The organism is Nocardia cyriacigeorgica, from assembly GCF_010868145.1.
Taxonomy (GTDB): domain Bacteria; phylum Actinomycetota; class Actinomycetes; order Mycobacteriales; family Mycobacteriaceae; genus Nocardia; species Nocardia cyriacigeorgica_D.
In genome coordinates, this window is the sequence record NZ_JAAGUY010000014.1 from 28,897 (window position 1) to 53,607 (window position 24,711).

Annotated in this window: 25 protein-coding genes; 7 read left to right on the top strand and 18 right to left on the bottom strand. The window is 67.5% G+C overall.

Features of this window, described 5'->3' with window-relative positions; all coding sequences use genetic code 11:
* Window positions 1–165: 165 nt before the first annotated feature.
* The 3 genes from GV792_RS17385 to GV792_RS17395 form a co-directional block, all read right to left on the bottom strand.
* Window positions 166–1,344 carry an ABC transporter permease gene (locus GV792_RS17385; protein WP_163825183.1) on the bottom strand — a complete coding sequence of 393 codons (1,179 nt, stop codon included), beginning with the start codon at window positions 1,342–1,344 and terminating at the stop codon, window positions 166–168.
* Entirely contained in the window at window positions 1,341–2,219 is an 879-nt protein-coding gene (locus GV792_RS17390; protein ID WP_163825184.1) for an ABC transporter ATP-binding protein, read from the bottom strand. Before GV792_RS17390 ends, GV792_RS17385 begins: the two co-directional genes overlap by 4 nt.
* Before the next feature lie 230 nt (window positions 2,220–2,449).
* Window positions 2,450–3,388 carry an SMP-30/gluconolactonase/LRE family protein gene (locus GV792_RS17395; protein ID WP_163825185.1) on the bottom strand — a complete coding sequence of 313 codons (939 nt, stop codon included), beginning with the start codon at window positions 3,386–3,388 and terminating at the stop codon, window positions 2,450–2,452.
* A 163-nt stretch (window positions 3,389–3,551) separates the two neighbouring features.
* Between GV792_RS17395 and GV792_RS17400 the strand changes: the two genes are divergently transcribed.
* The gene (locus tag GV792_RS17400) at window positions 3,552–4,637 is read left to right on the top strand and encodes an alpha/beta hydrolase (RefSeq protein ID WP_163825186.1); all 1,086 of its coding nucleotides are present in this window, start codon (window positions 3,552–3,554) and stop codon (window positions 4,635–4,637) included.
* Between the two features lie 61 nt (window positions 4,638–4,698).
* Here GV792_RS17400 and lipA read toward each other — a convergent pair whose 3' ends face one another.
* The 5 genes from lipA to sucB are packed head-to-tail and all read right to left on the bottom strand — an operon-like array spanning window position 4,699 to window position 9,593.
* Window positions 4,699–5,715, bottom strand: coding sequence for a lipoyl synthase (gene lipA / locus GV792_RS17405; RefSeq protein WP_163825187.1), 1,017 nt, complete (start codon window positions 5,713–5,715; stop codon window positions 4,699–4,701).
* A complete protein-coding gene (lipB, locus tag GV792_RS17410; RefSeq protein WP_178124432.1) occupies window positions 5,712–6,479 on the bottom strand; it encodes a lipoyl(octanoyl) transferase LipB in 768 nt (255 codons plus the stop codon). Before lipB ends, lipA begins: the two co-directional genes overlap by 4 nt.
* 16 nt (window positions 6,480–6,495) lie before the next feature.
* The gene (locus GV792_RS17415) at window positions 6,496–7,071 is read right to left on the bottom strand and encodes a GNAT family N-acetyltransferase (RefSeq protein ID WP_163825188.1); all 576 of its coding nucleotides are present in this window, start codon (window positions 7,069–7,071) and stop codon (window positions 6,496–6,498) included.
* The gene (locus tag GV792_RS17420) at window positions 7,068–7,970 is read right to left on the bottom strand and encodes a TIGR01777 family oxidoreductase (protein WP_163825189.1); all 903 of its coding nucleotides are present in this window, start codon (window positions 7,968–7,970) and stop codon (window positions 7,068–7,070) included. The genes GV792_RS17415 and GV792_RS17420 overlap by 4 nt, the downstream gene beginning before the upstream one ends.
* Before the next feature lie 15 nt (window positions 7,971–7,985).
* Window positions 7,986–9,593, bottom strand: coding sequence for a 2-oxoglutarate dehydrogenase, E2 component, dihydrolipoamide succinyltransferase (gene sucB / locus GV792_RS17425; protein ID WP_163825190.1), 1,608 nt, complete (start codon window positions 9,591–9,593; stop codon window positions 7,986–7,988).
* A 296-nt stretch (window positions 9,594–9,889) separates the two neighbouring features.
* Between sucB and GV792_RS17430 the strand changes: the two genes are divergently transcribed.
* The gene (locus GV792_RS17430) at window positions 9,890–10,243 is read left to right on the top strand and encodes an oxidoreductase (protein WP_163825191.1); all 354 of its coding nucleotides are present in this window, start codon (window positions 9,890–9,892) and stop codon (window positions 10,241–10,243) included.
* A 203-nt stretch (window positions 10,244–10,446) separates the two neighbouring features.
* Here GV792_RS17430 and GV792_RS17435 read toward each other — a convergent pair whose 3' ends face one another.
* Window positions 10,447–11,958, bottom strand: coding sequence for a leucyl aminopeptidase (locus tag GV792_RS17435; RefSeq protein ID WP_163825192.1), 1,512 nt, complete (start codon window positions 11,956–11,958; stop codon window positions 10,447–10,449).
* Between the two features lie 88 nt (window positions 11,959–12,046).
* Window positions 12,047–13,093, bottom strand: coding sequence for a TetR/AcrR family transcriptional regulator C-terminal domain-containing protein (locus GV792_RS17440; protein WP_256668486.1), 1,047 nt, complete (start codon window positions 13,091–13,093; stop codon window positions 12,047–12,049).
* 100 nt (window positions 13,094–13,193) lie between these two features.
* Here GV792_RS17440 and GV792_RS17445 point away from each other — a divergent pair, with 100 nt between their 5' ends.
* From GV792_RS17445 to GV792_RS17455, 3 genes are read left to right on the top strand one after another with little or no spacing between them, the layout of a single operon-like run.
* Complete coding sequence (locus tag GV792_RS17445; protein WP_163825193.1) at window positions 13,194–13,802, top strand: GNAT family N-acetyltransferase; 609 nt, start codon at window positions 13,194–13,196, stop codon at window positions 13,800–13,802.
* Between the two features lie 58 nt (window positions 13,803–13,860).
* Window positions 13,861–14,961 (top strand): glycine cleavage system aminomethyltransferase GcvT, encoded by a 1,101-nt coding sequence (gcvT, locus tag GV792_RS17450; RefSeq protein WP_163825194.1) that lies wholly within the window; start codon window positions 13,861–13,863, stop codon window positions 14,959–14,961.
* A 56-nt stretch (window positions 14,962–15,017) separates the two neighbouring features.
* Entirely contained in the window at window positions 15,018–16,118 is a 1,101-nt protein-coding gene (locus tag GV792_RS17455; protein ID WP_163825195.1) for a branched-chain amino acid aminotransferase, read from the top strand.
* A 64-nt stretch (window positions 16,119–16,182) separates the two neighbouring features.
* Here GV792_RS17455 and GV792_RS17460 read toward each other — a convergent pair whose 3' ends face one another.
* Window positions 16,183–16,896, bottom strand: coding sequence for an MBL fold metallo-hydrolase (locus tag GV792_RS17460; RefSeq protein WP_163825196.1), 714 nt, complete (start codon window positions 16,894–16,896; stop codon window positions 16,183–16,185).
* Window positions 16,897–17,119: 223 nt separating this feature from the next.
* Here GV792_RS17460 and GV792_RS17465 point away from each other — a divergent pair, with 223 nt between their 5' ends.
* Window positions 17,120–18,637: a HEAT repeat domain-containing protein gene (locus tag GV792_RS17465; protein WP_163825197.1), complete on the top strand. Its 1,518-nt coding sequence runs from the start codon at window positions 17,120–17,122 to the stop codon at window positions 18,635–18,637.
* Between the two features lie 138 nt (window positions 18,638–18,775).
* Here GV792_RS17465 and GV792_RS17470 read toward each other — a convergent pair whose 3' ends face one another.
* The 3 genes from GV792_RS17470 to GV792_RS17480 form a co-directional block, all read right to left on the bottom strand.
* Window positions 18,776–19,525 carry an adenosylcobinamide-GDP ribazoletransferase gene (locus GV792_RS17470; RefSeq protein ID WP_163825198.1) on the bottom strand — a complete coding sequence of 250 codons (750 nt, stop codon included), beginning with the start codon at window positions 19,523–19,525 and terminating at the stop codon, window positions 18,776–18,778.
* Window positions 19,526–19,622: 97 nt separating this feature from the next.
* Complete coding sequence (cobT, locus tag GV792_RS17475) at window positions 19,623–20,723, bottom strand: nicotinate-nucleotide--dimethylbenzimidazole phosphoribosyltransferase (protein WP_163825283.1); 1,101 nt, start codon at window positions 20,721–20,723, stop codon at window positions 19,623–19,625.
* Window positions 20,724–20,790: 67 nt separating this feature from the next.
* On the bottom strand, window positions 20,791–21,135 hold the full coding sequence (locus GV792_RS17480; RefSeq protein WP_175584485.1) for a hypothetical protein: 345 nt from the start codon (window positions 21,133–21,135) through the stop codon (window positions 20,791–20,793).
* A gap of 19 nt (window positions 21,136–21,154) precedes the next feature.
* Between GV792_RS17480 and GV792_RS17485 the strand changes: the two genes are divergently transcribed.
* Window positions 21,155–21,511 carry a hypothetical protein gene (locus tag GV792_RS17485; protein ID WP_163825199.1) on the top strand — a complete coding sequence of 119 codons (357 nt, stop codon included), beginning with the start codon at window positions 21,155–21,157 and terminating at the stop codon, window positions 21,509–21,511.
* A 59-nt stretch (window positions 21,512–21,570) separates the two neighbouring features.
* On the opposite strand, the gene GV792_RS29090 is transcribed toward GV792_RS17485, so the two are convergent.
* From GV792_RS29090 to GV792_RS17500, 4 genes are all read right to left on the bottom strand, one after another.
* On the bottom strand, window positions 21,571–21,909 hold the full coding sequence (locus GV792_RS29090) for a hypothetical protein (protein ID WP_175584486.1): 339 nt from the start codon (window positions 21,907–21,909) through the stop codon (window positions 21,571–21,573).
* The gene (locus GV792_RS29095; protein WP_175584487.1) at window positions 21,906–22,106 is read right to left on the bottom strand and encodes a hypothetical protein; all 201 of its coding nucleotides are present in this window, start codon (window positions 22,104–22,106) and stop codon (window positions 21,906–21,908) included. The genes GV792_RS29090 and GV792_RS29095 overlap by 4 nt, the downstream gene beginning before the upstream one ends.
* Before the next feature lie 269 nt (window positions 22,107–22,375).
* Window positions 22,376–23,902, bottom strand: a complete 1,527-nt coding sequence (locus GV792_RS17495; protein WP_163825200.1) for a flavin-containing monooxygenase — start codon at window positions 23,900–23,902, stop codon at window positions 22,376–22,378.
* Between the two features lie 98 nt (window positions 23,903–24,000).
* Window positions 24,001–24,627: a TetR/AcrR family transcriptional regulator gene (locus tag GV792_RS17500; RefSeq protein WP_163825201.1), complete on the bottom strand. Its 627-nt coding sequence runs from the start codon at window positions 24,625–24,627 to the stop codon at window positions 24,001–24,003.
* Window positions 24,628–24,711 lie beyond the last annotated feature (84 nt).

Genomic DNA, 24,711 nt, shown 5'->3' on the forward strand with positions numbered 1-24,711 from the left:
ATGCCCAAATAATTGGGGGTGGGGTGGCAGCCCCCATCTGGAACACGCACAGGTCACAGTATGCGACTGTGAGGTTATGAATGGTCGGTTATGGCCGAGATGGATGGCGAGCAGCCATCCCGTCACGGTGAAGTGTCTGGCACAGTGTGGCGCTCAGGGTGCCTATCAGTCGCTCAGGGCAAGTGCCTGGCGAAACGTCAGCCGTCGCTGCGTTTGCATCAGCGAGCGGCGATACACCTTCTCCGCGACGATCACAATGCCGTAGGTGGCGGCAGCCATGATCGCCAACGACACAATCGGCTCCCACCATGCTGCGCTGCCTTCGGCGAGACGAGCCGGCATCGCGACGATCGACACCACCGGGACGTACGAGGCGATCACCCGCGCACCACCCGTGGCGAAGATACCCGCGAACAGCACGATCATGATCAGCACGGTCATCGGTGTTGCGGTGGATTGCAGGTCCTCGCTGCGCGTCGCCAGGGACCCGGCGACGGCCCACAGACCCGCGAGGGCCAGAAAGCCGACGACGAAGAAGACGATGAACCAGCCTGCCGCACCGGCGATCTGCGCGACCTGGCCGCCGCGGCCGGTGAACGCCAACCCGATCAATCCGGCTGTCACGAACAACGCGAGCTGGGCAAAGGCCATGATGGTATTGCCGATCACCTTGCCTATCAGCAACTGGCGGACCGGGATCGCACTGGCGAGAATCTCGACGATACGGTTCTGCTTCTCCTCGACCACGCTCTGTGCGATGGACATGCCGAACAGGATCGACGACAGATAGAACAGGAACGCGAAGACGATCGCGACGACGGTGGCCAGCCCGGCGTCCACCGCCGCTTCGTCGAGAAGGTCGTAGGTGACGGCGCTGCCCCGGGCGAGTTCTTCGAGCGAGATCCCGGCGGCGGTGGCGTTGTGTTCCAAGGCGATCTGCTGGGCGGCGGCGGTGACGAAGGTCTTGGCGTCGTCGTTTTCTGTCGTATCGCCGATGAGTCGCCAGCCGCCGGGTTCGGCGAGCAGCCCGGCCTCGACGTCACCGTCTCGAACTTGCTGCTCGAGCGCGCCCGTATCGGCCACGCGTATCGCGGTGAAGGTGACGTCGGTGTCCGCTAGATCGGCGAGTGCGTTGGCGGTGGTGACGACTTGGCCCGCCGCCGGGTCGGTGATCGCGACATTGATCTGTTCGGTGCGACCGGACAGGAAACCGCTGATGGCGAGGGAGGCGACGATGGCAACGATGGTGACGATGGTGGACACCAGGAAGTTCCGGTCGCGCAGCTTCACTGCGATCTCGCGTTCGGCGACGATCAGCCAGGCGCGTCGGGGTGCTGTGCTCATGCGGTCACCTCGCGGAAGATCTCGGCGACGGAGGGTCGGACCTCGGCCAGTTCATGCACCGAGCCACGGGCGAGTGCCTCGGTAAGGAGAGCGTCGGTGCTGGCGCCGTCCAACTCGAGCAATACCGCAGAACCATTGCTCTCGACGACCCGCACGCCGCGGAATTCATGCAGCCAGCCCGTATCGCCACCAACCCGCAGCCTATGACGCACCGGGCCTGCGGCGCGCAGCTGTTCAGCCGAACCGTCGGCGACCACCCGACCCTTCGCGAGGATCACCAGGTGGTCGCACAGTCGCTCGACAAGATCGAGTTGATGGGAGGAGAACAGCACCGGCACGCCCTGGGCCGCGTACTGTCCCAGCAGGTCGGCCATCGCGTCGACGGCAACAGGGTCCAAACCGGAAAACGGTTCGTCGAGAATGAGGGCGGACGGCTGCGCGATGAGTGCAGCGGCGATCTGCACGCGCTGCTGGTTACCGAGTGAAAGCGACTCGAGTTTGTCGTTGCCACGATCCTGGAGTGAGAAGCGTTCGAGGAGGTCATCGGCCTGCCGCTTGGCCTCGGATGTCGGCAGTCCGCGCAAACGGGCGAGATAGATCAGCTGATCGCGCACCGGTTGCTTGGGGTAGAGACCGCGCTCCTCCGGCATATAGCCGAACGCTCTGCGGTCCTCGGCAGTGGCCTGATGTCCGTTCCACCTGACCTCGCCGCCATGGGTGGCCAGGACGCCCATGATCATCCGCATGGTCGTGGTCTTACCTGCGCCGTTGGCGCCGACGAAGCCGGTCATCGATTGCGGGGCCACGGTGAAGGAGACATTGTCGGCCGCGACGTTATCGCCGAATCTGCGCACCAGATGCGCGATTTCCAGCATCGAATTCCCCACTTCGTCGTCTGGATGCGTCGTGTCTCGCGAACTCCCTCCGAGCGTACTGGCTCGTCCGGTCGTCACCACGGATATGTCTATTCATGGCTGAGCCGTTGGCCGGCGAATGACTGTCACTGTGCTATCTGAGGGGAGTCCACGTCGATTGCTCGCCGACGATCCTTATTCAACGGGCGCTGCTCGCCTCAATCTGCTCAGCAGACAACGACTCCGGGCGATTACGGCGCCGCCGTGCGCGCCTCGGGGTCGAAACCGCCAGGGACTTCGTAGATCACACCGGTGAAGGTGGCGGCGAAGAGGCGGCCGGCGGAGAAGCCTTTGGTGCCTCGGCCGTAGGTGACGACGCTGGTTAGGGGGTTGCCGGTGCTCAGGATGCAGTACTGGTTCGGTGCGTCGACACGGATGACCTGGCCTGCGGTGTTCAGGGGGACCACTGGGCGGTCCTGGGAATCCAGTGTCAGGCCGTCGGGCGCGGACAGGGCTTCGCCGCCGGTGAGGTCGAGCAGCGATTGCGGAGCTGCCGGGTTGGTGGTCGGGATTCGGCTGACGCCGGGGTTGGCGAAAGTGCGGCCCACATAGAGGAATTCGTCGTTGCGGCCCAGGACAGCGCCGTTGGCGCTCGGGAACGATGCCCAATCGGCCTGAACGGTGCGGTCGGGGTGGACCTTGCCGATGAGTGAACCGAAATCGTTGGTGGCGTACACGGTGCCGTTATCGGCGGTGGCCATGCCGTTGGCGGCGCTGAGTCCGGAGGCGAACGGGGTCAGTGCGCCGGTGTTCGGGTCCATTTCGACGATGCCCGCGTGCCGGAGGGTATCGCCGAACGCGGTGCGGGCGTCGGCGCCGTAGCCGACGAGCAGTGTGCCGTGGGGCGTCCACGCGAGCGCGCCCGCGCCGCCGCTGGGGACGGTGGCGAGGGGGACGGCCGGCGCGGCTGGCGCGTCGATCCGGTAGACGCGCCCGGTGGTGGCGTCCGTGGTGAAGGCGCGGCCGCGGTCATCGACGGTCAAGCCTTCCAACGCACCGCTGACCGTGGCCGCCACCGATGTCGGCTGCCCGGCACCCGGGCAGATCGGGGCCGCGGAGGCTGGGCTTGCCGCGAAGATCGAAAACATCGCGGCGGACAGCGCTGCCATACTCCCTGCGAATGCCTTCATGGTGGAATATCCCACCACACGGCTCGCGCGGCGCGCGCAGTTTCGCGGCAGGTGATGAACCCATGGGCTGCTAGTTGGGTATGGCCGTTGTCCCGGGGCGTGCTCTAGCGTGGAGTTCGCCGACAATCCTCCGGAAACGATGGGCATTGCGATGGCGCGATCGGTGAGCACCAGAATCGGGCGAGTTCGTGGCGTAGTCGTGGCCGCGGTGTTCGTTGTGGTGGCGGCGTGGCTGCCCACAGCGGGAGCCACGATCACCGGGACCGGTGGCGTGGCCGCCGCCGCGCCTGCGGTGCTCGACGTGCCGGTCAGCTTCACGGTGACCAACATCAACCGCTCCGGGGTGCCGTGCCCGACCGACGGTAAGCAGTACACCGTGCGTGGCCACCTGACCGGCCCGGCGTCGCAGCTCTCGCCGACGTCTCGGCCGAACGGCGCGCTGTACCTGCACGGACTCGAGGTCGGTGAATGGTTCTGGCGGATGCCCGCCGTCGGGGCCGGCTACGCACACACGATGGCCGAGCTCGGGCACGTGTCGGTGACGATCGACCGTATCGGCTACGGCGCGAGTGATCACCCTCCCGGGTTCGGCAGCTGTATCGGCGGCCAAGCCGATATCGCGCACCAGATCGTCCAGCAGTTGCGTGAGGGCAGCTACGCCGGCGAGATACATCCCCGGTTCGGCAGGATCGCCTTGACCGGTCACTCTCTCGGTGGTGCCGTCACCCAGATCGCGGCGTATTCGTTCCGCGATGTCGACGCGATCGCGGTCCTGTCCTATGCCGATGCGGCCCTGAGCTTCAGCAGTATCGTCGGCTCTGTGAACTGGGGGCTGCGGTGTGCCACCGGCGGGACTCCGTCACAGGATGCTCCCGGCTACGCCTATCTGACCAGCGACGTGGCGGACTATCAGAAGAACTTCCTCGCACACACCCCGCCCGCCGCGCTACCCGAGGCCACCGCGGCGCGACAGCTGAACCCGTGCGGTGACATGTTGTCCCTGCTGCTCGCCGCGCCCATCAATCTCGCGCGAATCGGGCAGATCAATGTCCCCGTCCTGGTCATGTCCGGCAACCAGGACCTCGTGTTCGATGCGAACCGAGTCGAGCTGCAGGCCAATCTCTTCGCGGGCTCGTCCGCGGTCACGGTGCACACCGTCGAGGGAGCCACCCATGGCATCACCGTCGAGCCGACGGTGGGCGGCATCGTCGCCGAAATGGACACATGGCTCGACCAGAACGGGTTCTAGCCGCGCCGCTTCCAGATCGGGACCAATCCCGCCGACCGTAGGGTCAGCCGCGTTGCACTGGTCAGCTACCGAACCGCGCCAGCACCGAGCTGGCTTCCTGCGACGCCGTGCCCTCCTGGGCGAGATGCGCCATCGCAGGCGCGATTTCCCGCCCGTGATGCGCCATCGCCTGCGCGTACAGACGCCCGGCGCGGTACGACGAACGCACCAGCGGCCCGGCCATGACACCGGCGAAGCCGATCTCCTCGGCGACCTTCGAATGCTCCACGAACTCTTCCGGCTTCACCCACCGGTCGACCGGATGATGGCGCGGGGAGGGGCGCAGGTACTGGGTGATGGTGAGGATGTCGCAGCCTGCTTCGTGCAGGTCGCGCATGGCCTGGGTGACCTCTTCGGGGGTTTCGCCCATACCGAGGATCAGGTTGGACTTGGTGACCAGGCCGGCCTCGCGGGCGGCGGTGAGGACGGCAAGCGAGCGCTCGTAGCGGAACGCCGGGCGGATGCGCTTGAAGACGCGGGGGACGGTCTCCAGGTTGTGTGCCAGGACCTCGGGGCGCGAGGAGAAGACCTCGGCGAGCTGGTCGGGGACGGCGTTGAAATCGGGGATCAGCAGTTCGACGCCGGTGCCGGGGTTCAATGCCTTGATGGCGCGCACGGTTTCGGCGTAGAGCCAGGCGCCACCGTCGTCGAGATCGTCGCGGGCGACGCCGGTGATGGTCGAGTAGCGCAGGCCCATGGCCTGAACGCTTTCGGCGACGCGGCGGGGCTCGTCACGGTCGAGGGCGGCGGGCTTACCGGTGTCGATCTGGCAGAAATCGCAGCGGCGGGTGCACTGTTCGCCGCCGATGAGGAAGGTGGCTTCGCGGTCTTCCCAGCATTCGAAGATGTTGGGACAGCCTGCCTCCTCACAGACGGTGTGCAGGCCTTCGCGTTTCACCAAGCCTTTGAGTTCGGAGTATTCGGGGCCCATGGTGGCGCGAGTACGGATCCATTTGGGCTTGCGCTCGATCGGGGTCTCCGCGTTGCGCGCCTCGATGCGCAGCAGCTTTCGGCCTGCCGGTGCTTGTGCTGAGGTCACGCGTTCGACCTTACGCTGGTCGCCTCGGCCGACGTGCCTGCCGTATCCCCGGGTGTGAGATGTTCGATAGCGTGCGCCGAAACGGGAATTTCCCCGTTCAACGCGGCAACAATCGCCTCGGCGACGAGCGGGCGGACCTCGGCGACCGTGACCTCCCGTCCGAGCTCGCGGGAGAGGGTGGTGACGCCGGCGTCGCGGATGCCGCAGGGGATGATCGCGGCGAAACCGTCCATGGAAGTGCAGTTGAGCGAGATGCCGTGCAAGGCGACACCGCGCTGCACGCGCACACCGATGGCGGCGATCTTGCGTTCGGCGAGCGGGCCTGCGGCGGGCAGCCACACACCTGAGCGGCCCTCGACACGACCGCACACGGCACCAAGACCGGTGCACACTGTGATCAGCGCTTCCTCGAGGCGGCGCACGTAGTCGACGACGTCGACCGGTTCGGCCAGCCGGATGATCGGATACCCGACGAGCTGCCCCGGACCATGCCAGGTGATCTTGCCGCCGCGGTCGACCTCGACCACCGGGCTGCCATCGATCGGCAGGTCCTCGGCCTCGGTGCGGCGTCCCGCGGTGAACACCGACGGATGTTCCAGCAGCAGCAGATGATCGGAGCCGGTGCCCTCGGCGCGCTGCGCGGCGATCTCGCGCTGGCGGTCCCAGGCCTGGTGATAGTCGATGAGCCCCAGGTCCTCGACGACGACGGGTGTGGTGTCGAAGCGAGCGGACCGGGTGATGGAGCGCGTGTGGTTCACCATCATGACGTTACGCCAGCCGCTATCGGCCGGACGCGGGCCTGTCACCAGTCGCGGCGGGCCACAAGGCGGGATCGCCGAGGCCGATCGTCAGCTGCATGAGCGTCAGGTCCAGCCAGCGACCGAATTTGACACCTACCTGGGGCAGCACGCCGACGGTCCGGAAACCGAAGCGTTCGTGCAATGCGATCGAACCGGTGTTGCCGGCTTCGATGGCCGCGACCATCGCATGTACGTCACCGGCGGCGCGGGCCCGGTCGATCAGCGCGGTGAGCAGCGCAGACGCGATACCGCGGCGATGGAAGCGGTCGCCGACGTAGACCGAATTCTCCACCGTGTGCCGGTATCCGGATTTCGGGCGCCAGGTGCCGTAGCTGGCGTAACCGGCGAGCTCGCCGTCGACCTCGGCGATCAGCACGGGACGTCCGGCGCCGGTGCGGTCACGCAACCAGGCGCGTCGCTCGTCGAGGCCGACGAGCTCCTCGTCCCAGATGGCGGTGGTTTCGGCGATGGCGCGATTGTGGATGTCCAGGATCGCCAGCAGGTCACCGTCGGTGGCGTCCCGGATGACAGTGTCAGAGCGGGTGTCGATCGTCATTTGTGGTTTCCGCCCACCGCCGCCGCGAGCGCCGCGCGGATGGTCGGGTGCTGGAACTGGTAGCCCGCGGCTTCGAGGACGGTGGGAATCGCGCGCGGGCCGTGCAGGATCCCCTCCTGGGCGAACTCACCGAGAAGCGCGCGCAGTGCGAAGGACGGGACGATCATCGGTGCGGGCCGGTGCACCGCGCGACCGAGTGCGCGATTGAACTCGGCATTCGTGACCGGTGCGGGACCAACCGAGTTGATCGGGCCGGAGAGGGCATCGTTGGTGAGCGCGAACAGGATCGCGCCGATCTCGTCGTCCAGCGAGATCCACGGCGTGTACTGGCGTCCGTTACCGAGCCGCCCACCGAGCCCGAGCTGATACAGCGGCTTCAACATGCCGAGCATGCCGCCGTTGCGGGCGAGCACCACCGCGCTGCGCAACAGCACGGTACGGGTGCCCGCCGCGCTGGCAGGCAGGGTGGCCGCTTCCCAGTCCCGGCACAGAGTGGCCAGGAATCCCGTTCCCGCGGGACTGGATTCCTCGACCACCCGGTCGCCGGTATCGCCGCCGTAGATATGCACGCCGCTGGCATTGATCAGCACCGGAACCCCGGCCGCCGCGACGGCACCGGCCAACACGTCGGTCGGGGTGATCCTGCTGTCGCGCAGCTCCTGCTTATAGCTGCCGGTCCAGCGGCGGCTGCCGATACCCGCGCCACACAGGTTGACCACGGCGTCGGCACCGCGTAACGCCTGCTCGTCCAGATCGGCACGAGCCGGATCCCATACGTACTCGTCCGCCGCCGCGGCGGGACGGCGCACCAAGCGGACGACTTGGTGCCCGTCGCGGCGCAATGCCGCGACGAGCGCCGTCCCGATCAGTCCGGACGAGCCGGCGACGACGACCTTCATCCGTGACCTTTCGGGTTACAGGCCGAGGTCAGCCTCGAACGCCGCCTCTTCGAGCCGATGCCGGATCGTGGTGAGGAAACGACCAGCGTCGGCACCGTCGACGAGGCGGTGATCGTAGGTCAGCGGCAGGTAGCACATGGACCGCACGCCGATCGACTCGTTACCGGTCTCGTCGACGACCACGACCGGACGCTTGACGATCGCACCCGTGCCGAGCATGCCCGCCTGCGGCGGAACCAGGATCGGGGTGTCGAACAACGCGCCCTGGCTGCCGATGTTGGTGATGGTGAAGGTGCCGCCGGCCAGCTCATCGGGCTTGAGTCCACCGTTGCGAGCGCGATCGGCGATATCGGCGATGGCGCGCGCCAGCCCGGCCAGCGACAGGTCACTGGCGTTGTGGATCACCGGGGAGAGCAGGCCCTGCTCGGTGTCCACGGCGATACCGAGGTGCACCGCGGCGTGGTAGGTGATCTCCTTGGAGCCCTCGTTGTAGCTGGCGTTGACGTTCGGGTGCACACCGAGCGCCTCGACGACGGCCTTGGCGAAGAACGGCAGGAACGTCAGGTTGACGCCCTCACGCTCCTTGAAGCTGGCCTTGGCCTGTGCCCGCAGCGCCGCGATCTTGGTGACGTCGGCCTCGTGGACCTGGGTCAGCTGCGCGGTGGTCTGCAGCGATTCCCGTGTCTTGGTCGCGGTGATCTGGCGGATGCGGTTGGCCTTCTGCGTGGTGCCACGCAGATGCGCCAGTTCCGGCTTGGCGGCGGCGGGTGCCTTCGCGGCCGGAGCGGCCTTGGCGGGGGCAGCGGCCGGGGCCGGAGCCTTCTTGGCCTCCGCGGCGGCGAGAACGTCCTGCTTGCGGATGCGGCCGCCGACACCGGAACCGGTGAGGGCGGACAGGTCGACGCCGTTCTCGTCGGCCAGCTTGCGCACCAGCGGGGTGACGTATGGCGTGGCGCCGTTGCTGGTGGACGCGGCGGCCGGTGCCGGTGCGGGCGCGGCGGCGGGCGAACCGCTGCCGATGACGCCGAGCTGCCCACCGACGGAGACGGTGTCGTCCTCCTGCGCGGTGATCTCCAGCAGCGTGCCCGCGACCGGGGACGGGATCTCGGTGTCGACCTTGTCGGTGGACACCTCGAGCAGCGGCTCGTCGACGGCGACGTCGTCACCGACGGCCTTCAGCCAGCGAGTGACGGTGCCCTCGGTGACCGATTCGCCCAGCTCCGGCATGTTGACCGGGGTTCCGGACGCGGCCTCGGCCGGTGCCGCGGGGGCGGGCTCGGCGGGCGCGGGAGCCTGCGCGGCAGGCGCCGGCGCGGGAGCGGGTTCCGGCTCGGGCGCGGCGGCGGGCTCGGGGGCCTCGGCCGGCGCGGGGGCGGCGGCTTCGCCCGCGTCACTGATGATGCCGAGCTCGCCACCGACCTCGACGACATCGTCTTCCTGGGCGACGATCTTCGACAGCACACCCGCCGTGGGGGACGGGATCTCGGTGTCGACCTTATCGGTGGAGACTTCGAGCAGCGGCTCGTCGACCTCGACCGTGTCTCCTTCCTGCTTCAGCCACCTGGTCACCGTTCCCTCGGTGACGCTCTCACCAAGAGCGGGCATCTGGACGGAGAAGGCCATGTCAGTTGACTCCTCTGACTGCTCGACGGGTCTACAACAGTTCGTTCCCCGGTGGTAGCTCACCGCGGGTCGTGGTGGGCTACCGGGCCACCGATCATTGTGCGTGACACAGGCATTGTGTGCCGCACGGCCGATCGGTGCATGGCTCCGGGGATCCGTGTGGTTCTTGTACCGGGAACCATCCTTGCACTTATGGCCTCGCGACGCGGCAGAGGGCGTCCCTCTGACGGGAACTGGCACTATGGACTTACCGGTAACAAAGACTGGTCCGGCGGGGGACGAGGAGGTCAGCGCGCGTGGGTTTGCTCGATCGTTTCCGCAGGGGTGCGCGCAAGCAGGTCAAAACTACTCGCGGGTACGGAAATGATGCTCGCTATCTCGCAGAGTGGGTGCGCATGCACACCGGCGTGGAGGGCTTCATCGAACCGAAGACGACGCTGACGGATGTGACCGCAGTGCTGGTGGCCGCCGACGGTGAATGGACGCGGCGGGTCATCGGTGAGCGCGGCGCCCGGAACTTGGCCCGCGACCTGAACATCCCCGTCTATGACGTGCACAAGACCGGCTATCCGCAGCGCATGCGCGATTACGACGCGCGCCGCAGGATCGAACGTCAGCGTCAGATCGAACGCGATCTCGAAGACCTGTAGGAGACCCGGTCGCCGTGGTGTCGCGCCGATGACGATCGGATTGCGGGGCCGTCCCGGACAGATGCGCCTAAACGATGAGCTCACCGCAGTACTGTTCGCCCAACCTCTGAGCGTCAACACACGGGATTGTCGCTCAGAGGTGGGCGAAGCGTGCGCCTGCCGAACCGCCCCCGCGTCCGGACAGCGCACCGCGGGATCGCCCGCTACTCCGCGGCGATGTCCTCCAACACCGCGATAAGGGTGCGGACCGGGACGCCGGTGCCGCCCTTGCCGATGTAGCCGAACGGCCCGCCGGTGTTGTACGACGGACCCGCGATATCGACGTGCGCCCACTGCACGCCCTCCGGCACGAACTCCTTCAGGTACAGCCCGGCCGCGAGCATCCCGCCCCACCGATGCGGGGTGACGTTGGCCAGATCGGCGATCTTGGAGTTGAGATCGGCGCGCAGTTCGGCGGGCAACGGCATGGCCCAGCCGTTCTCGCCGACCTCGCGCGAGATGCGGGCGACGCGGTCTCGGAAGTCTTCGGTGCCCATCACGCCGGGCGTGCGGGTGCCGAGTGCGACCATCTGCGCGCCGGTCAGGGTGGCGACGTCGATGAGGTAGTCGGGCTCGTCTTCGCCGGCGCGGACAATGGCGTCGGCCAGGATGAGCCGACCTTCGGCGTCGGTGTTGATCACCTCGACGGTGGTGCCGCCGTACTGGGTGAGCACATCGCCGGGACGTTGCGCGGTGGCCGAGGGCATGTTCTCGGCCATCGGCACGGTCGCGGTGACGGTGATCGGCAGGCTCAGCCGCGCGGCGAGCAACGCGGTCGCGACGACCGCGGCGGCGCCGGCCATATCCGAGGTCATGTTCTCCATGTTCGCCGCGGGCTTGATGGAGATGCCGCCGGTGTCGAAGGTGATGCCCTTACCGACCAACGCGACCTTCTTCGGGCCGCCCGCATAGGTGAGACGCACCAACCGCGGCGGGCGCGAGGAACCCTTGCCGACTCCGATGATGCCGCCGTAACCGCCTGCCTCCAAGGCATTCTCGTCCAGCACCTCGACCTCGAGCCCGGCAGCCTCGGCCAATGCCTTGGCACGCGAGGCGAACTCGGCGGGGTAGAGGTGGCTTGGTGGGGTGTTGACGAAATCGCGTGCGGTGGCGACGGCCTCGGCCACCAGCTGTGCCCGCAGCAGCTCCATGATGCCGAAACTCGGCTCGGGAACCAGCAATTCGATCCGCACCACCGGACGCTCGTCGGCCTTGGGCGCCGACTTGCTCGACCGGAACGGGGTGAAGGAGTACGCGCCCAGATAGAAGCCTTCCGCCGCGGCGGCGACGTCGAGGCCCGACAGCGTGGTCGACACCAGCTCGGTACCCGACAGTGAACGCGCGGCGACACCCGCGGAGCGGCGGATCTGCTCGGCGTCGAGCTTGTCGGCGCTGCCGAGACCGACGGCGAGCACGCTGGTGACGTTGTCGAGCGCGGCCGGTGCCGGGATCCTGGTCAGCTCCTCGGCCTTGCCCTTCGCGCCGACGGCACCGAGCTGATCCAGCAGTTCCGCGCGCACCTCGGCGTCGAGCACATCAGCGAACAGGTCCTCGGGCACGATCGCCGGGCCGTCCTCGGAGGAGGTCAGTCCGATGACGAGCACGTCGGTGTCGGGGCCGATGGCTTCGGTGCGGTGGAGTTCGGGGCCCAGTGGGCGATCAGCGACAGCGGTCATGGGCTCAGGCTAGCCGCGAGGTACCGATTGCCGATCGCTACCTCGGCCGAACTCGCGATGCGGTCCTGCGCGCGGACAGTGGCCAGTGTCAGGAGAGTCGGGCGAAGCGGGCGGCAACACCGTCGAGGAGCAATTCGACGCCGGCGTCGAGGACTCCGTCGAAATCGATATCGGGTGGACCGCTCGCGCCGAACAGCTTGTCCATCACCGGACGTGAGGTCGGGTCGAGTAGTTCGGCGAGCTCGGCGTGCACCTGCTCGCCGGTGTGGGTGTCCGGATCGAGCGCCCTTTCGACGTGTTCGGCGCTCCATAGCAGTCCCATGCCCTGGACCAGACCGGAGACCGCGAGATAGGTCGACAGGATGTCGCGCGCGGTCATACCGGGCTGGTCCAAGGCGCTGAAGATGCGCTCCAAGATGTCGAACAACGCGGGCCCGATCGGTGGCCTGGTGCGGGCCAGCACCGGTAGCACCCACGGATGACGCTGGTAGAGCTGCCATTCCTGGCGTGCTTCGTAAGCTACCCGCTCACGCCAGCCGGTCAGCTCCGGTGGTGGTGGCGGCACCTCGGCAAGCGCTAGTTCGGCCATGGCGGCCAGTAGAGCTTCCCGGTCGGGGTAGTGCCGATACAGGGCGGCGGTGGCGACACCGAGTTCGCCGGCCAGCCGCCGGGTGGACAGGCCGTCGATGCCGAGGCGATCGGCCAGGTCGACGGCGGTGCGGGCGATGCCGACGGCGGTGAGCTGGCCGCCGGTGGGGCGGCGGGCGGGTGCGGTGCGGTGCGTGGGTGTGAGGGCATCGCGGCGGGCTCGGTAGGCGCGGGCTTGGCATGACCGGGAGCAGTAGCGGCGTCGTCGGCCGCGGGCAGGGTGGGCAAGTGGTTGCCGGCAGAACGCGCATGCGCCCGCGACCCTGCGATCGGTCTGTTCGCGGGCCGAGTCCGTGTCGTCGGTAGGGGCGGGGACCAGGTTTGCGTGGCGGGTCCGTCGGGGGACCGGCTCTGCGTCGTCGGTCTGTCCGGTGGCCGAATGCGCTCGTTCCGCCCGTCCGCCTTCGGAGACCCTGCGCCCGGCTCGTGTTGGTGTCGAATCCGGGCCGTTCGCCGTGCGGCCGGCGCCGGTAGTCGTTGCCGTCATTTCGACACACTAAGCAGTGTGACGAAATTATGGCAATGCCATTGTCGCCGCTTTACGTTGGCTGTCATCAGACACTGTTCACCCTGGGAGGACGACGGTTATGGGCGAGACGTTGACGGTGCGGCGCGCGACAGAGGCGGACCGGGATGCGGTGATCGAAGCGTTCGGCCAGTGCACGGACGAGGTGGTGACCGCATGGATTCTCGAAGGACAACCGATCGAGCCGTTCCGTGACCAACACGTCCCGATGATCATCGATCGCGGACTGAAAGAGGACGAGATCTGGATCGCCGGGGTCGGCGAGGAGATCTGGGCGGTGTCGATCTGGCAGCACATCACGTCGGTGGAACGGTTCGTGATCGAGGCCGAGGAGACGCGAGCGTTGCGAGAACAGGTGCCGGACCTGAGCGTGATGCGCCGGCTGACAGTGCTGACAGCGCTGCTGGCCGAAGAGCATCCGCGCGAGTTTCCGCACAAGTACCTCCAGGTGATCGTCACCGTTCCCGAACACCGCGGCAAGGGTGCGGGCGCCGCGATCCTCGCCGATCGGCTGAAGGTGTACACCCACGAGCAGGTCCCGGCCTTCCTCGAGGCCAGCACCGAACGCTCGTCGCGGCTGTACGCGCGGCATGGGTTCGAGGGGACCGGTAAGACCCATGCGCTGCCGGAGAACGGGCCGACCTTGCGACCGATGTGGTTCCGTCCCTGATCGGCAGCCCCGGACGTGGCGGGTCGGCGAGCCCCCCGTGGCGGGTTAAGCTCGCCGGGTGAGCGACGCTGACCTGCTGCAAGGCCCGATCCATGATCTCCACGTCGAACTCGGTGCTAGTTTCGCGCCGTTCGGCGGATGGGAGATGCCGGTGTCGTATGCGGGCACCGTGGCCGAACATCAGGCCGTGCGGACCGCGGTCGGGCTGTTCGATGTGAGCCACCTCGGCAAGGCGACGGTGCGTGGGCCCGGTGCCGCCGAATTCGTGAACGCGACGCTGACCAACGATCTGGGGCGGATCCGTCCGGGTAAGGCGCAGTACACACTGTGCTGCACCGAGGACGGCGGCGTCATCGACGATCTGATCGCCTACTACGTCAGTGATGACGAAATCTTCCTCGTCCCCAATGCCGCCAACACCGCGACGGTGGTCGCCGAAATGCGGAAGGTGGCCCCCGAGGGCATCACCGTGACCGATGAGCACCGTGACTATGCGGTGTTCGCGGTGCAGGGCCCGAACTCCACCGAGGTGCTCACCGCGCTCGGCCTGCCGACCGAACTCGAGTACATGGCCTACGCCGACGCCGAATGGGACGGGCGCCCGGTGCGTGTGTGCCGGACCGGCTACACCGGCGAACACGGCTACGAACTGCTGCCACGCTGGGACGACGCCGCGACGCTTTTCGGTGCACTGGTTCGCGAGGTGCAGGCCGCCGGCGGTCAGGTCGCCGGGCTCGGCGCACGTGACACCCTGCGCACCGAGATGGGTTATCCGCTGCACGGTCACGAACTGTCCACGGAGATCACACCGGTGCAGGCGCGCGTCGGCTGGGCGGTCGGGTGGAAGAAGCCGCAGTTCTGGGGCAAGGCGGTGCTCGAGCAGGAGAAGGCGGCCGGGCCGCGGCGAATCCTGTTGGGGCTGAAAGCACTCGATCGTGGTGTGCTGCGGCAGGGCCAGCAGGTGCTGCTCGGGGACAAGGCCGTGGGGGAGACCACCTCGGGAACCTTCTCGCCGTCGCTGAAGGTCGGGATCGCGCTCGCGCTGCTCGAGACCGAAGCCGCGCTGGAGCCGGGTGCCCAGGTCGAGGTGGATGTGCGCGGGCGCAGGCTGCGGTGCGAGGTGGTTCGTCCGCCGTTCGTCGAAGTCAAGGCCAAGTAGTCCAGAAGCCAAACGCGCCGAAAAGCGGCGAAACCTCGCCCGATAAGATCGGCGCCATGACCGCTGCCGCACAGTTCACCCGTATTCCGCATCCGGCGCCCCTTCCGGAGCAGCGGGTACGGGAGATTCTGACGGCGCCGGGCTTCGGCCGCTACTTCACCGACCACATGGTCTCCATCGACTACACCGACGCCGATGGATGGTCCAACGCTCGCGTTGAGCCCTACGGTCCGCTCGCGATGGACCCGGCGACCATGGTGTTCCACTACGGTCAGGCCATCTTCGAAGGATTGAAGGCCTACCGTCAGCCCGACGGCGGCGTCTCCTGTTTCCGGATCGACGCCAACGCCACCCGCTTCCGCAAGTCCTCGCGCCGGATGGCGATGGCGGAACTGCCGGAGGAGCTGTTCATCGAGTCGGTCCGTCAGTTGCTCGAGGTCGACGAGCGCTGGGTGCCCGCGGCAGGCGGCGAGGAGTCGCTGTATCTGCGGCCGTTCATGTTCGCCACCGAGTCCGGTCTCGGCGTGAAGCCCGCCTCGGCCTACAAGTACCTGCTGCTCGGCTCGCCTGCCGGCGCCTACTTCCCGCGCGGTGTGAAGCCGGTGCGGGTGTGGCTGTCCACCGAATACGTGCGCGCCGCCCCCGGCGGCACCGGCGAGGCGAAGGTGGCGGGCAACTACGCGGCCTCGCTGCTGGCCCAGGCCGAGGCCACCGAGAAGGGCTGCGACCAAGTGGTGTGGCTGGACGCCTGTGAGCGCCGCTACGTCGAGGAGATGGGCACCAACAACCTGTTCTTCGTCTTCGGATCCGGCTCCGACGCCCGCCTGGTCACCCCGGAACTGTCCGGTTCACTGCTGCCGGGTATCACTCGTGACTCGCTGCTCACCCTGGCCGCCGACTCCGGCTACCAGGTCGAAGAGCGCAAGATCTCGGTGGAGGAATGGCGTAAGGGCGCCGAGTCCGGTGAGATCACCGAGGTGTTCGCCTGCGGCACCGCCGCCGTCATCACCCCCGTCGGCTGGGTGCGCTCCGGAGACGAGGAGTTCGCCATCGGCGGCGGTGAGCCCGGCGAGGTGACCATGGCGCTGCGCGAGACCCTCACCGGAATCCAGCGCGGCACCTTCGCCGATATCCACCAGTGGATGCGCCGTCTGTGACGGTTCCCAGATATCCGGCCGCGGGACTGTGCCCGGCACCGGCCGGATAGCTGTTTCGGGCCGGTCAGCCGGGCATGAGCGCCTGCCATTCGGCCAGCGACGTCGGGCGCAGCACGTAATTATTGGTGCGGATATCGTCCAGGGCGGCGTTCGGGTCCTGGCTGTACCAGTGGCCGGGGTAGACCGTCGGGTTGCCGTCCAGTTCGGACAGGTAGCGCAGGCTGCGGAACATGGCCTCGGAGTCGCCACCAGGGAAGTCGGTGCGGCCGCACCCGTCGACGAACAGGGTGTCGCCTGCGATGAGGCGGTTGTCGAACAGGAAGCACTGACTGCCGGGGGTGTGGCCGGGGGTGTGCAGCAACTCGATGTCGAACGCGCCGACCGAGACCTTGTCGCCGTGGTCGTGGCCGGTCAACTCGCTGGGCGCGATGCCGGTGACGTTGGCGACCCAGGATAGTTCCTCATGATTGACATGCACTGCGACGCTGGTCTTTTCGAGTAACTCCCGCACCCCGCGCAGAGTGAAGCCGAGCATGGTGCCACCGACATGGTCGGGGTGATGGTGGGTGGCGAGCACGCCGGTCAGCCGCAGCCCGTCGTTCTCGGCGATATCGGCCAGCTCACCCGCGGCATACGCCGGATCGACCACCACACACTCACCGGAATCCCGGTCGCCGATCAGGTAGGCGAAGTTGCGCATCTGTGTCGCGATGGGGTCACCAACGGCGAAATCCCGCCCGGACAACAGCTGACGAAAATACAGGCGCTCGGCTGACATACCCGTCACCTTAGGGCCATGGGTACGGGCGGTGTGGGGTCAGTCGGTCGAATTGACGCGGCCTGATCTTGGTTGGCGCGATCAGCGCAGGTGGGGACGGTCGAGCTGACTGGGACGGTCATCGAGCGGTGCGTTGGCGGGCGGCCGGTGGGCGCGTCGGTCACAACGGGCGAGTGCGGCGCTCGGACCGGTTTCTGTCATGGGCCGTGGCTACGATCCCGGTGTGCAACGCGGAGCAGAAGCGGCCTCGTATCGGCGAGCCGCGGTGGAGGAACCTCACGATGTCATACGCGGCAATCTGATCAAGACGCTAGCGGACCGATGGCCCGACGATCCGGAAACCCGATCGTTGCTGCACGACCTCGTCCACGTCGATGGTTCGGCCCGTAACCGCAAGGGCGTGGTCACGCTGCTGGCAACCCGGTGGCCGGACGATCGGACCTGCGAGACGCTGCGACGAGTGATAACCACCGATCCGGAACGCTCGGTCCTGCGACATGCCGGGGTATGGCTCGACCGGATTCGGCCGGGCGCGGCCAGATCCTGGACGCTCGAGCGCCTGAACTCGCCCGATGCGGATGCTCGCGGCCAGGCGCTGACGACGCTGTGTGCGGTGTGGGAAGACCATGACGATGTACTCACCGCACTGCACGAGGTGATCGCTACCGACGATCACCCGAGTGTGCGGGAGACGGCGCTGCGGGAACTCGGTGGCCTTGGGCTGCGATACGCGGCCTCGCGTGGCGTGGTTCGAGACTGCCTGGCCGGCGACAACTCTCCTGAGGTGCGGTGTGCGGCACTGCGGATCCTGGATCCCACCGCAGATCCGGAAGCGGCCGAGCTCGTGCACAGTGCCCTGGTGGACCCAGCGCCGATCGTCCGGGCGGCCGCCATGGATGTCTTGTACGAGCACCGGTGTGCAGGCCGGGCCGTGACGATCCCGGCGCTGTACGAGCTGATCGTCGTGGAGGAGGAGCCTCGGGTGCGTGCGGCGGCGTTGCGGGCGATGGTGGCCGGTAGGCGCGACGGGTCACGGGCGTGGCCCGACCATCCTGAAGCGATCACCTGGTTGCGGGAGTACATCGCCGTCGACCCGTTCGACGAGAGTCGGCGTTTCGCTCTGATGCTGATCAAAGAATTCGTCGATGTTTCCGACGTCCGCGCGCTGCTGGGGGACATCGCCGAGCGGCATCCCGACGAATCGGTACGCCGAAGCGTGATCACCCGCCTCGGGTTGGGCGACCACGGTGACACGAAAGCGGTGATGCGGCGCCTGGCGAGCAGCGATCCGTCCGGTTATGTCAGGGCTTGCGCCGTACAAGGGCTCGGTTGGTGGGGCGAGGAGGCCGACGATACGGAACTGGTCCGCGGTGCCGAATTGCTGCGCGATATCGAGATCCTGTGCGACCGTGCCGTCGCCGACTCGGACGAAATCGTGCGCGGCGCGGCATGGGAGCGGCTCGCCGTGCACGCCGATATCGCCGACGTGTCGGCGCTCATGTTCCGGCGTGCCGCCGACGACCCCGACGCCGACGTGCGCGCCCAACTGCTCGTCGAAATCGTCGATGACGCACAGTATGCCGACGACCGCACCCCCACCGCCGTCTACCTGACCGAACGAGCCGAACGCGAAACGGATCTCGACACCGGGCAGCTCGCGGCCGAACTCCTGACGGACCTGACACAGGGCGATGGCCACATCCAGAAGCGGCCGGTGGGGACGCGATACCTGTGGTACTGAGCGGAATTCATCGCCGGTCGTCTCGGCGACGACGGGACCCGAGTGCGGGCGGTGTGGGGCCAGTCGGTCGAATTGACGCGGCCTGATCTTGGTTGGCGCGATTCGCGCAGGTGGGACGGGTGGGAGTGGCTGGGAAGGTCAGTAGCCCAATGAGAAGCCGAGGGCCGTCAGGGCTGTGGTCGTCTCGATGACAGCGCCGAGGACGTCGCCGGACAGCCCTCCGAAACGGCGGACACAGTGCCTCGTCATGATCACCGATACGGCTGCGGCGAATACGACCACGATCGGCCCGAGCCAGCGGTGCTCCGGAACCGCGAAGAATGCCGAAGCGATCGCGACCAGCCCCCACACGCCCACCGTGATGGTCGACTGTGTGCCCGCGACGAGCGCGCCGAAGCCCGTGCCCGGAGCTGCGTCGATGCCGCGCCGACACGCCGCAACCACCGCGACCCGCGCGACCGCGACGGCAAGCACTACCGCGAACCAACGGTCTGCGTCGGCCAGTGCGGCCAATGAGAAGGCTTGCACCCCAACGGCGAACACGATCGCCGCCACCCCGAACGGCCCCGCTCCGCCGCTCTTCATGATCTCCCGCGCCCGCTCCGGCGGACCGTAGCTGCCGAGCCCGTCGACAGTGTCGGCAAGCCCGTCCAGATGCATGCCGCGGGTCGCCAGTGCCACTACGCCGACGGCAACCACACCAGCGACCGCGCTGCTCGCGCCTGCGAGGGTGAGCAGCCACAGCGCACCGCAGGCGAGGAGGCCGAGGACCACGCCGACCACCGGCGCCCAGGCAATGGCGATCGATGCGCGATCGCGGTCCACGGTGTCGGGCCCGCGCACCGGGAGAACTGTCAGCCAGGAGAAGGCGAGCCTCGGCCCGATCACGGGGTCGGCTCCCTCGATGTCCGTGCGGCCCGGCCGATAGCCACGCCGTACGCAGTAGGAGCGCATCGAGGCGGCCAGTGACGGCGCGGCTGGGCCATCATTTGTGCAGGTCGATGGTGGGCGTAGCGTCCGCCGTGCTGACGCCGGCTTCATCGAAGGTGGCCATCTCCGTGAGGGTGGCGACAGCCGCCCGCAGGATCGGGAGGGCGGTGAGGGCGCCGGAGCCTTCGCCCAGGCGCATCTCGAGATCGATCAGCGGATCCAGGCGCAGGTTGGTCAGGGCCAGTGTGTGGGCCGGTTCGGTGGAGCGGTGGCCTGCCAGCCACCAGTCGCGGGCGCCTGCGGCGAGGTCCTCGGCGACGAGGGCGGCCGCGGTGACGACGAGCCCGTCCAGGATGACCGGGGTGCGGCGGATAGCGGCCTGGGCGAGGAAGCCTGCCATGGCGGCGATGTCGGCGCCCGCGGCGACGCGCAACAGATCCACGGGCTCCTTGGCGACCGGGCGGGCACGGCGCATGGCATCGCGGATGGCGGCGACCTTGCGGATCCAGCCCGCATCGTCGACACCGGTGCCACGGCCGACCGCCGCGACCGGTTCGGTAGTGGTGAGGGTGGCGATCAGCACCGTGGCAGGCGTGGTGTTGCCGATGCCCATATCGCCGGCAATGAGCAGGTCGGCGCCCGCATCGATCTCCTCGTCGGCGATGGCACGGCCGGCGGCAAGCGCGGCGGCGACCTCATCGGCGGTGAGTGCGTCCTCACGGTCGATGGAACCGCTGGACCGGCGCACCTTGTGCCGCGAGATACCCGGATCGGTATCGGCGTCCACCGCAATATCGACCACCCGGACGGTCGCGTCCGCGACCCGCGCCACCGCGTTCACCGCGGCCCCGCCGCCGAGGAAATTGGCGACCATTTGCGCGGTCACCTCACTCGGATAGGCCGACACTCCGTGCCTGGCCACGCCGTGATCGCCGGCGAACACCACCACTCGCGCCCGCTCGAACTGCTTCGGCGGGCATACACCCTGACAGGCGGCGACCCAGTTGCCCAGGGTTTCCAGCCGCCCCAACGCGCCACCGGGTTTGGTCAGCCGGGTCTGCCGCAGCTGCGCCGCCGCCCGAACCTGCGCGTCCGGCGCCGCAACCGCTTCGAATCCGTCTGTCACTGTGCCGAGCTCCTCCGGTCGGGCATCCATCACCTGCGCACCATCTTGCCCGGCGGTGATCATCTGCCGCCCACCACCCGCCGCAGATGCCGATGTCTCAGCGCGCGAGCAGTTCGCGGGCCAGCGCCTCGCCCCACCAGCGTTCCACTCGCTCCGGCGGCCAGCCGCGCTCGACGGTGAAAGTCGTGTAGACGTCGATGGTGCACATCGCGGCGTAGATGTCGGTGGCGGTCGCGATATCGAGACCGGCCCGGAGGGTGCCGTCGGGCCAGGACGCGAACACCTCGGTGCGCGTGCGGTCGCCGAGCTTCCGCGCGCGGTCGTAGACGTCGGCGAGTTCGGGCTCGGTACGGATCGCGCCGGCGACCTGGCTGTGCACCACCGTCTTCGCCGCAGGCCTGCTGTGGCGCGGCGACGACGGGCAGACGGCATGGGCGCTCATGGGGTTCGCGGGCGTACTGATGCAGAACGCGACGTTCGTGGTCGTGGAGGCGCTGCGATTCGGCATGGCTGCGGGTGCTGCCGATTCGCGCGGTGCGGATGCCGGACTGTGGGGGCCCACCACTGTGCTGTTCGGCTTCAACCAGGTCTTCCTGGCGACAGCGCTGCTGGGATTCAGCATCGCAGGCTCCGGGACCGGAATTTTGCCCGCATGGTTGACCTGGCTCGGATACGTCAGCGCGGCAATATTCTTCGTGTCATCTTCGGCCGCGCCGTTCAACGTCGATAGCACCAACCGCCTCGGCCCGGTCGGCTTGATCGGCTGGCTCGGTTGGGCAGCGTGGATCGTTGGATGCAGCGTCGAGCTGCTGCGGTGAGCCTGGTTGGGGTTCCGGTAGTAACCGCCGAAAGCCAACGGATATGGCGTAGTGGCTGTTCAGCGGCGGTCGGCACCCGGGCCGATGAGCTGGTGAGGTCGCGCATCGCTTGGGGTGAGGGTTTGAAGTAGCGGCGCATGCCGCCACAGCGTCTTCTCCCGGAGGTGGATATCGCGGCGGGAGATCAGCCGGTCGATCGCGGTGCGCGACCGGACCGGGGTGTCGGAGTCCGGCGGGGTGGACCGGGCCGCCGACGCCGGGACTTGTGGTGCGTTCCAGCCTTGTTCACGACACCAGCTCAACCATCTACCGACCGCGGCCCGGCGCGCGTTCCAGGTATTCACCGCCGACTCACCCCGCAAGGCTTCCGGCGCATCACCGACCTCGGTGTCGGTCACCGATGCGAGCGTCCGGTCCACGCGAGAGCCGTCGGGCCGCGGCCGTCGATCTGGTCGGCGGTCTTCACGATCGCGATGGTGTAAGCGCGGCGGGTGTTCGGGGATCTGATCGTGTCGACGAAGGCCTCGGCTGCCGACCGCACTGTGCGGGGTGGCATCGCCCGGATCCGGGTCACCGTGCCCGCCATCGCCACCACCCGCTGTCCTTGCCCCGGATAACGGGGGTGCTTCGTGTATCCGGCGCGATGGGTTCGCCGCTGGCCGAATCCGATGTTGCCCCGGATAGTAGGCCGTTATCTGTCGCAACAAGGCTTTGGGAACAACGGCCGAATACGCACGGATGTTTCTCTATCGACCTCCCAGAGGTCGATGCGTCGCACTTCTCCTGGTCTATTAGTCGGGGCCGACCGTTCGCAGTGTCGGTCGACTCCCGGCCGAGGCAGCGCCTTCGTGCCATGTCGAACTTTCACGCATAGCGGTAGTCGTCTAGTGGGAAGGTTCGGCTGGTCCACCACGCTTGGAGGCCGGTGGTGGGGCGCAGTGAGCTGAAGTCGCCGTGGTGGTCGAAGTAGTAGCTGTTGGCTGAGTCGCAATTGCTCACCGCGAGTAGTGAGTTCTGTGCGCGGTTGCGTACGAAGCTCAGGAAGCGGGCGTTGGCTTCGGCGCGTACCGCGACTCGGTCGGCGCTACGGCGTTCTGCTTCGGTGAGCACTCGGACGATGTGGTTGGCCTGATTTTCAACCATCAGGTGGTAGGAGCTACCCGACCATGAGTAGGGGCCGAACAAGGTGAAGGCGTTGGGCAGCTGGGGCAGGCTGACGCCTTCGTAGGATTGCAGCGGTTCGTGCTCGTAGAAGTCCGCGAGATCGAACCCGTCACTGGTGGAGATCGGCGCGCGGCGGTAGTTGATCGGCTCGTGGGCGAAGTGGAATCCGGTGGCCAGTACCAGGATGTCGATTTCGTGCTCGGTGCCGTCGGAGGTGCGGATGCCGGTGGGGGTGATCCGGTCGATGGGGTCGGTGACGAGGCTGACGTTGTCGCGGGCGAACGTGCGATACCAGGCATTGGAGACACTGGGTCGCTTGCAGCCGAAATCGTAATCGGGAGTGAGCTTCTCACGCAGCCCCGAATCACGGACCTGAGCGAAGAGCAGGGCGCGGCTGGTGGCGGCGAGCCCACGCGCCAGCGGTGTGACCGACTTGCCGTAGGCGGCTACGGCTACCAGGAGAACTTCGACCTGTGCGGTGAAGACGAGCCGGAGTGCGCTTTGCGCGCCGGGGACTGCCTCGATGGCGCGCTGCATCGGTGCCGGGATGGGCACGTCGAGCTTGGGCAGCACATGGATCGGGCGGCGCTGGAACACGGTCAGATGCTGGGCGCGTTGGGCGACCGCGGGTACCAATTGGACCGCGCTGGCGCCGGTGCCGATGACCGCGACCCGGCGACCGTCCAGGTCGCAGTCGTAGTCCCAGTGCTGGGACTGCATGACCGTGCCGGTGAAGTCGTCGAGTCCGGCGATGGTGGGGGTTCGGGCGTTGACGAACGGCCCGAGAGCGCCGATGACGAAGCGCGCGGTGATCTCTCCGTGGTTGGTGCGCAGGTACCAGAGCCGCTCGTCCTCGGACCAGCGTCGTTCGAGAACTTCGGTACCGAGTTCGAGGTGGGGAGCGATGCCGTATTTCGCGACGCAGTGGTCGATGTACTGCTTGATCTCCCAGCCTTTGGGGAACAGCCGTGACCAGCGAGGGTTCTTCTCGAAGGAGAACTGATAGCTGAACGAGGGCACATCGGCCCCGACACCGGGATAGATGTTGTCGCGCCACACTCCACCGACGTCGTTTCCGCGTTCGAGCACAACGAAGTCAGTGAATCCGTTGCGGCGCAGTGTGATTGCCATTCCGATGCCGGAGAGCCCGGCTCCTATGACGACAATGTGCCGGTCCGGGCGGTTCGAGCCCGCGCGGGTGGCGGTGGGGGCGGTATCGGGGGTCATCTGCGGAGGTCCTTTTGATCGACGGCGAAGAAGTATCGACTGTTTCAACTTGAAACGGATGATTCAACTTTGCGTCGTCGGTGTCAAGGGTCATGCGGTCATGCTCGTCGTTGGGTCACCTCGAGCATGGCGAAGACCACCTCGACGGCGGTGTCGGCGAGCCGGTCACGATCGACCACCAGCCGTCCGTCGATCCAGTCGAGGTAGAGCGAGATCAGCGCCCCGCTCAGCGCCGTCGCCACGAGCGCGAGATCCTCATCGCTCGTCGGCACGACCGCATCGGCCTCGGCTCCCAGAATGGGGACGAGCATGCGCAGGAACGCCGGGGCTCGATCCGAACCGTGGCGGCGCAGGGTCTCGTCCGCGAGGGGTTCGCGCAACAGGATTCGCGCCCGGCGTGGATCCTCTTCGAAGTACCGCGCGCAGATCTCGAAGATCGACCTGATCGCAGCCCGCAGGCCGGTGTCGATGCGCACCGGGCGCATGCGATCGAACAGTTCGAGTTCGACCCGGTCGTAGACGGCGACCACGAGATCCTCACGCGAGGTGAAGGTTTCGTAGAAATAGCGTGGGCTCAGATTGACCTGCCTGATCACCGCGCGCATGGTCACCGCTGCCGCACCGCCGGTGCCCAGAAGTTCCTCGCCGGCATCGAGCATCTGCTCGCGCCGATCCAGCGAACGGTCCGCGAGTGTCTGTCCACGCCACTTCTTCGGAGAGTCCATGGGGCAGATCCTCTCATCATGCTCGGGTGTCGGACGGCTGTCGGCCTCCTATTGACATCATGTGATTCAACATGAATCATACGA

What these genes read in the sequence shown, in the direction of transcription:
- GV792_RS17385 (WP_163825183.1), bottom strand. Translation starts at nt 1,344, where the DNA reads ATGAGCACAGCACCCCGACGCGCCTGGCTGATCGTCGCCGAACGCGAG.
- GV792_RS17390 (WP_163825184.1), bottom strand. Translation starts at nt 2,219, where the DNA reads ATGCTGGAAATCGCGCATCTGGTGCGCAGATTCGGCGATAACGTCGCG.
- GV792_RS17395 (WP_163825185.1), bottom strand. Translation starts at nt 3,388, where the DNA reads ATGAAGGCATTCGCAGGGAGTATGGCAGCGCTGTCCGCCGCGATGTTT.
- lipB (WP_178124432.1), bottom strand. Translation starts at nt 6,479, where the DNA reads ATGATGGTGAACCACACGCGCTCCATCACCCGGTCCGCTCGCTTCGAC.
- GV792_RS17415 (WP_163825188.1), bottom strand. Translation starts at nt 7,071, where the DNA reads ATGACGATCGACACCCGCTCTGACACTGTCATCCGGGACGCCACCGAC.
- GV792_RS17420 (WP_163825189.1), bottom strand. Translation starts at nt 7,970, where the DNA reads ATGAAGGTCGTCGTCGCCGGCTCGTCCGGACTGATCGGGACGGCGCTC.
- sucB (WP_163825190.1), bottom strand. Translation starts at nt 9,593, where the DNA reads ATGGCCTTCTCCGTCCAGATGCCCGCTCTTGGTGAGAGCGTCACCGAG.
- GV792_RS17435 (WP_163825192.1), bottom strand. Translation starts at nt 11,958, where the DNA reads ATGACCGCTGTCGCTGATCGCCCACTGGGCCCCGAACTCCACCGCACC.
- GV792_RS17440 (WP_256668486.1), bottom strand. Translation starts at nt 13,093, where the DNA reads ATGACGGCAACGACTACCGGCGCCGGCCGCACGGCGAACGGCCCGGAT.
- GV792_RS17445 (WP_163825193.1), top strand. Translation starts at nt 13,194, where the DNA reads ATGGGCGAGACGTTGACGGTGCGGCGCGCGACAGAGGCGGACCGGGAT.
- GV792_RS17455 (WP_163825195.1), top strand. Translation starts at nt 15,018, where the DNA reads ATGACCGCTGCCGCACAGTTCACCCGTATTCCGCATCCGGCGCCCCTT.
- GV792_RS17460 (WP_163825196.1), bottom strand. Translation starts at nt 16,896, where the DNA reads ATGTCAGCCGAGCGCCTGTATTTTCGTCAGCTGTTGTCCGGGCGGGAT.
- cobT (WP_163825283.1), bottom strand. Translation starts at nt 20,723, where the DNA reads ATGGATGCCCGACCGGAGGAGCTCGGCACAGTGACAGACGGATTCGAA.
- GV792_RS17480 (WP_175584485.1), bottom strand. Translation starts at nt 21,135, where the DNA reads ATGAGCGCCCATGCCGTCTGCCCGTCGTCGCCGCGCCACAGCAGGCCT.
- GV792_RS17485 (WP_163825199.1), top strand. Translation starts at nt 21,155, where the DNA reads ATGCAGAACGCGACGTTCGTGGTCGTGGAGGCGCTGCGATTCGGCATG.
- GV792_RS17495 (WP_163825200.1), bottom strand. Translation starts at nt 23,902, where the DNA reads ATGACCCCCGATACCGCCCCCACCGCCACCCGCGCGGGCTCGAACCGC.
- GV792_RS17500 (WP_163825201.1), bottom strand. Translation starts at nt 24,627, where the DNA reads ATGGACTCTCCGAAGAAGTGGCGTGGACAGACACTCGCGGACCGTTCG.